The sequence below is a fragment of the Halanaerobium sp. genome, assembly GCF_003070835.1.
The window spans coordinates 1-4,273 of record NZ_QBLR01000287.1 but is presented as its reverse complement, the minus strand read 5'-3'; the positions used below and the strand labels follow the sequence as shown (position 1 = coordinate 4,273).

Below are 4,273 nucleotides of genomic sequence, written 5' to 3'. Positions count from 1 at the left end.
TAAAAATAATCATATATATTATATAAGAAATTACCAAAAAATAAAAACTTTTTTTAAAAGGGTAATTAATAGTATAATGAAAATGAAATGATTTTTTAAAAGGAGGCAAAAATATGGCTATGGTTTATGATGATGTATCTTGGGTAGATTTTGACAAATTGGAAAATTTCATGACAGATGTTTTTAAAAGTGTTGGTGTACCAGAAGAAGATGCGAAAATATGTGCCAATGTTTTAATTGCCGCAGATAAAAGAGGAATAGATACTCACGGAATAGGCAGGTTAAAACCTATTTACATAGATAGAATAAACGATGGAATACAAAAACCAGTAACAAATTTTGAAATTGTTAGAGAAACTCCAACAACAGCTGTGGTAGACGGACACGATGGGATGGGTCATGTAATAGGTTACAAATCCATGAAAATGGCTATAGAAAAAGCAAAGAAATATGGAATGGGCATGGTTGTGGTAAGAAACTCCACTCATTATGGAATCGCAGGATATTACGGACTTATGGCATCAGAACAAGACATGATTGGAATAACAGGAACAAATGCCAGACCTTCTGTGGCTCCAACTTGGGGAGTAGAACCTATGCTTGGAACAAACCCTTTGACTTTTGTTATGCCTACAGACGAAGAATTTCCTTTCTTCGCTGACTTTGCAACACCAGTATCTCAAAGAGGAAAAATTGAAATGTATGATAGAGCTGGTAAAGAAGTACCGGAAGGCTGGGTAGTTGGGAAAGACGGAAAAAGCAAAACAGACCCAAAAGAAATATTAAAATTGATCCTTGCAGGAGAAGCTTCATTAGTTCCTCTTGGAGGAATAGGTGAAGAAAACGGTGGCTATAAAGGATATGATTATGCTACAGTTGTAGAAATCCTTTCAGCTGCTTTACAACAAGGGGCATTTTTAAAAGCTCTTTCAGGTTTTGATAAAGACGGAAACAAAAGGCCATATAGATTGGGACACTTTTTTATAGCAATTGGTATAAACGCATTTACAGAACCAGAAAAATTCAAAAAAACAACAGGTCAAATATTGAGAGAATTGAGAAATTCAGAAAAGATGCCAGGAGCAGAAAGAATATGGACTGCAGGAGAAAAAGAATACGAAACATGGCTCGAAAGAAAAGACAAAGGAGCACCATTAAACAAAAAGCTTAGAGAACAGATAATAGAGTTAAGAGATAAATACAATTTGAATTACAAATTTGATTTTGAAAAGGGATGATGTAAATGGATATGAGAGAAAAGGCATTAAAAGAACACGAATTATGGAGAGGAAAGCTCGAAATAAAATCGAAAGTAAAGGTTAACACATCAGAAGATTTAGCCATAGCATACACCCCAGGAGTTGCTGAACCTTGTAAAGAAATAGAAAAAGATATAGAAAATGTTTATAAATATACCATGAAATCAAATACCATAGCTGTGGTAACAGATGGGTCTGCAGTTCTTGGTCTTGGTGATATAGGCCCAGAAGCAGCACTCCCAGTTATGGAAGGGAAATGTGTTCTTTTTAAAGAATTTGCTGATATAGATGCTTTCCCAATATGTTTGGACACAAACGATGTAGACGAAATAGTAAATACAATAAAAATAATATCCCCCGGACTCGGCGGGATAAACCTCGAAGACATATCCGCTCCAAGATGCTTTGAAATAGAAAGACGACTAAAACAAGATTTAAAAATCCCTGTTTTTCACGATGATCAACATGGTACTGCGATAATAGTTCTTGCAGGTATAATGAACTCTTTAAAAATAATAAAAAAGCGAAAAGAAAATTTAAAGGTAGTTATAAGTGGTGCTGGTTCAGCAGGAATAGCAATAGCAAAAATATTGTTGAACTTTGGGATAAAAAATATAATACTTACAGACAGAAAAGGAATACTAACTCAAATGGAAGATAATTGGGCAAAAAGAGAAATAGCAGATATGACAAATCCAGAAAAACTACAAGGTGATCTTTCTGAAGCTTTGATAAACAGCGATATTTTCATTGGAGTTTCTGCACCTGGAATAGTGACAAAAGAAATGATAGAAACAATGAATAAAGATGCAATAGTCTTTGCAATGGCAAACCCTGTACCAGAAATAATGCCAGAAGAAGCCAAAGCAGGAGGAGCGAGAATAATTGGTACAGGTAGATCAGATTTTCCAAATCAGGTAAACAATGTACTTGCTTTTCCAGGGATACTAAAAGGTGCTCTAAAAGCCAGAACACAAATTACTGAAGAAATGAAAATAGCAGCTGCAAAAGCAATAGCAGAAATGATTCCAGAAGAAGAATTAAACGAAGAAAATATATTGCCAAAAGCTTTTAAACCAGGAATTGCAGAAAACGTTGCAAATGCCGTAATAAATGCAGCTGAAAAATAAATAATAATTAAAACCAACCCTTACAAAATTTTGTAAGGGTTGGTTATTTTAAATAATTGCAATGATACTTTTATAAAAAGATTAAGAAAGCTAACTTTTTTGATTTTCTTTGACATTGATTTATATATCGTTTATTATTAAAGTGGTAGTTAAAAAATCATTTTATAAGGAGAATAAATTATGCCAGCAGGAAACAAATCTGACCGACTCGGACAAGAAAAAATAAGTAAATTATTGATAAAACTATCTCTTCCTGCAATAGCAGGAATGATAATTCAGTCTTTATACAACATAATAGACAGTATTTATATTGGAAACCTTGGAACAGAATACCTTTCTGCACTATCCCTTGCTTTCCCTGTCCAATTAATAATAATAGCTTTAGGCGTTGGTACTGGGATAGGAGCCAGTTCTTTAATATCCAGACTTCTGGGAGAAGGAAGAAAGAAAAGAGCGAGTAATGCGGCGGAACATGTTTTTATACTGGCTATAGTATATGGTGCAGTAATAGGAACAATAGGTTTTTTCTTATCAGATGAAATAATGTCTATATTTACAAACGATCCCGTACTAATTGACTTATCTCAAAGATACATAAGGATAATCATGACTGGTTCATTGGCAATTTTTGCTCCAGCTACATTTAACTACATTCTGAGAGGTGAAGGAAACACTTTTCTTCCCATGGTTACTATGTTTATTGGAGCCATAACGAATATAATATTAGATCCATTATTGATATATGGAATATGGATATTTCCAGAAATGGGGGTAGAAGGAGCTGCAACTGCTACTATAATTGCAAGAACTCTTGGAGGAATATTCATAACAATTGTTCTATTTAGCGATAAAAACGAAATTAAATTCAATTTTAAGCTTTTCAAGTTTGATTTTCAAATAATAAAAGATATTTTTAAAGTAGGAATACCAGCAATGGTAAACAGACTGATGTTTAGTTTTGCCATAACTATAATAAATGGAATACTTGGTATGTACAACACCACTGCAATAGGTGTTATGGGTGTAGTATTTAGACTTCAATCCTTTTATCTAATGGCAGTGTTTGGATTGAATCAAGGTTATCTACCATTGCTCGGGTACAATTACGGATACAAAAAACCCGAAAGAATGAAAAGAACAGTTCTTATTGGATGGTTAACCGCTTTAACCTTTGGAGCCATAGGCTTTACAGTATTCCAGGTTTTCACAGAACCTCTTCTGAGAATGTTTAATTCAAATCCAGAATTTATAGAAATTGGTATACCAGCTTTTAGAAAAGTAAGCATATCTTACATGTTTATGGCTTTAAATGTCATAGGAGCTGGAACATTCCAGGCACTTGGAAAAGGTGTACCGAGTTTAGTAATAACATTTTTAAGACAGGCATTGATACTTTTGCCATCAATGTATATTTTAGCAAGGATAGGAGGGCTTGACTCGGCATGGTTTGCCTTTCCAATAGCAGAATCAATTGCTTTCATAGTAAACATAATTTGGGTAGTTCTGTTACTAAGAAAAAATATGAAAGAAATGAAAAATGAAAATATGCAAAAAGAATATGTAAAACAAGAATAGACTCCATAGATACGGTTGAAAAAATCAGCAACTAAAGCTTTTAAAAAACAGCAAAAATTAAATAAATAATCAACGCACCAGAAAAATAAAAGTCAGCATTTTGAATGATACTCACAAAAAGTAAACACAAAAATTAATTATTAAATGATGGTATAATAAAAAAATAACAACTATAGTTTCTATATTTAAATTGTTGTATTTAAATTGCAGGTAATTTAAAAAATTCAAACAATAACACTATGTGTGTAAACTCCCTTTTAAAGGGAGTTTTTTTATCATTTGACAATAAGTAATAAAAAGGTATATAAT

The 4,273-nt window shown here is 32.9% G+C and carries 3 protein-coding genes; all 3 read left to right on the top strand.

Going from position 1 to position 4,273, the window contains the following annotated elements:
- Positions 1–113 precede the first annotated feature (113 nt).
- The 3 genes from CI949_RS17500 to CI949_RS17490 all read left to right on the top strand — a co-directional run bounded on the left by CI949_RS17500 (position 114) and on the right by CI949_RS17490 (position 3,964).
- A complete protein-coding gene (locus CI949_RS17500) occupies positions 114–1,238 on the top strand; it encodes an Ldh family oxidoreductase (protein ID WP_091401686.1) in 1,125 nt (374 codons plus the stop codon).
- A 5-nt stretch (positions 1,239–1,243) separates the two neighbouring features.
- Positions 1,244–2,389, top strand: coding sequence for an NADP-dependent malic enzyme (locus tag CI949_RS17495; RefSeq protein WP_135402504.1), 1,146 nt, complete (start codon positions 1,244–1,246; stop codon positions 2,387–2,389).
- 180 nt (positions 2,390–2,569) lie between these two features.
- A complete protein-coding gene (locus tag CI949_RS17490; protein WP_135402505.1) occupies positions 2,570–3,964 on the top strand; it encodes an MATE family efflux transporter in 1,395 nt (464 codons plus the stop codon).
- Positions 3,965–4,273 lie beyond the last annotated feature (309 nt).

Bases quoted from the DNA above. Each gene is read 5' to 3' on its own strand.
- CI949_RS17500 (WP_091401686.1), top strand. From the start codon at position 114: ATGGCTATGGTTTATGATGATGTATCTTGGGTAGATTTTGACAAATTG.
- CI949_RS17495 (WP_135402504.1), top strand. From the start codon at position 1,244: ATGGATATGAGAGAAAAGGCATTAAAAGAACACGAATTATGGAGAGGA.
- CI949_RS17490 (WP_135402505.1), top strand. From the start codon at position 2,570: ATGCCAGCAGGAAACAAATCTGACCGACTCGGACAAGAAAAAATAAGT.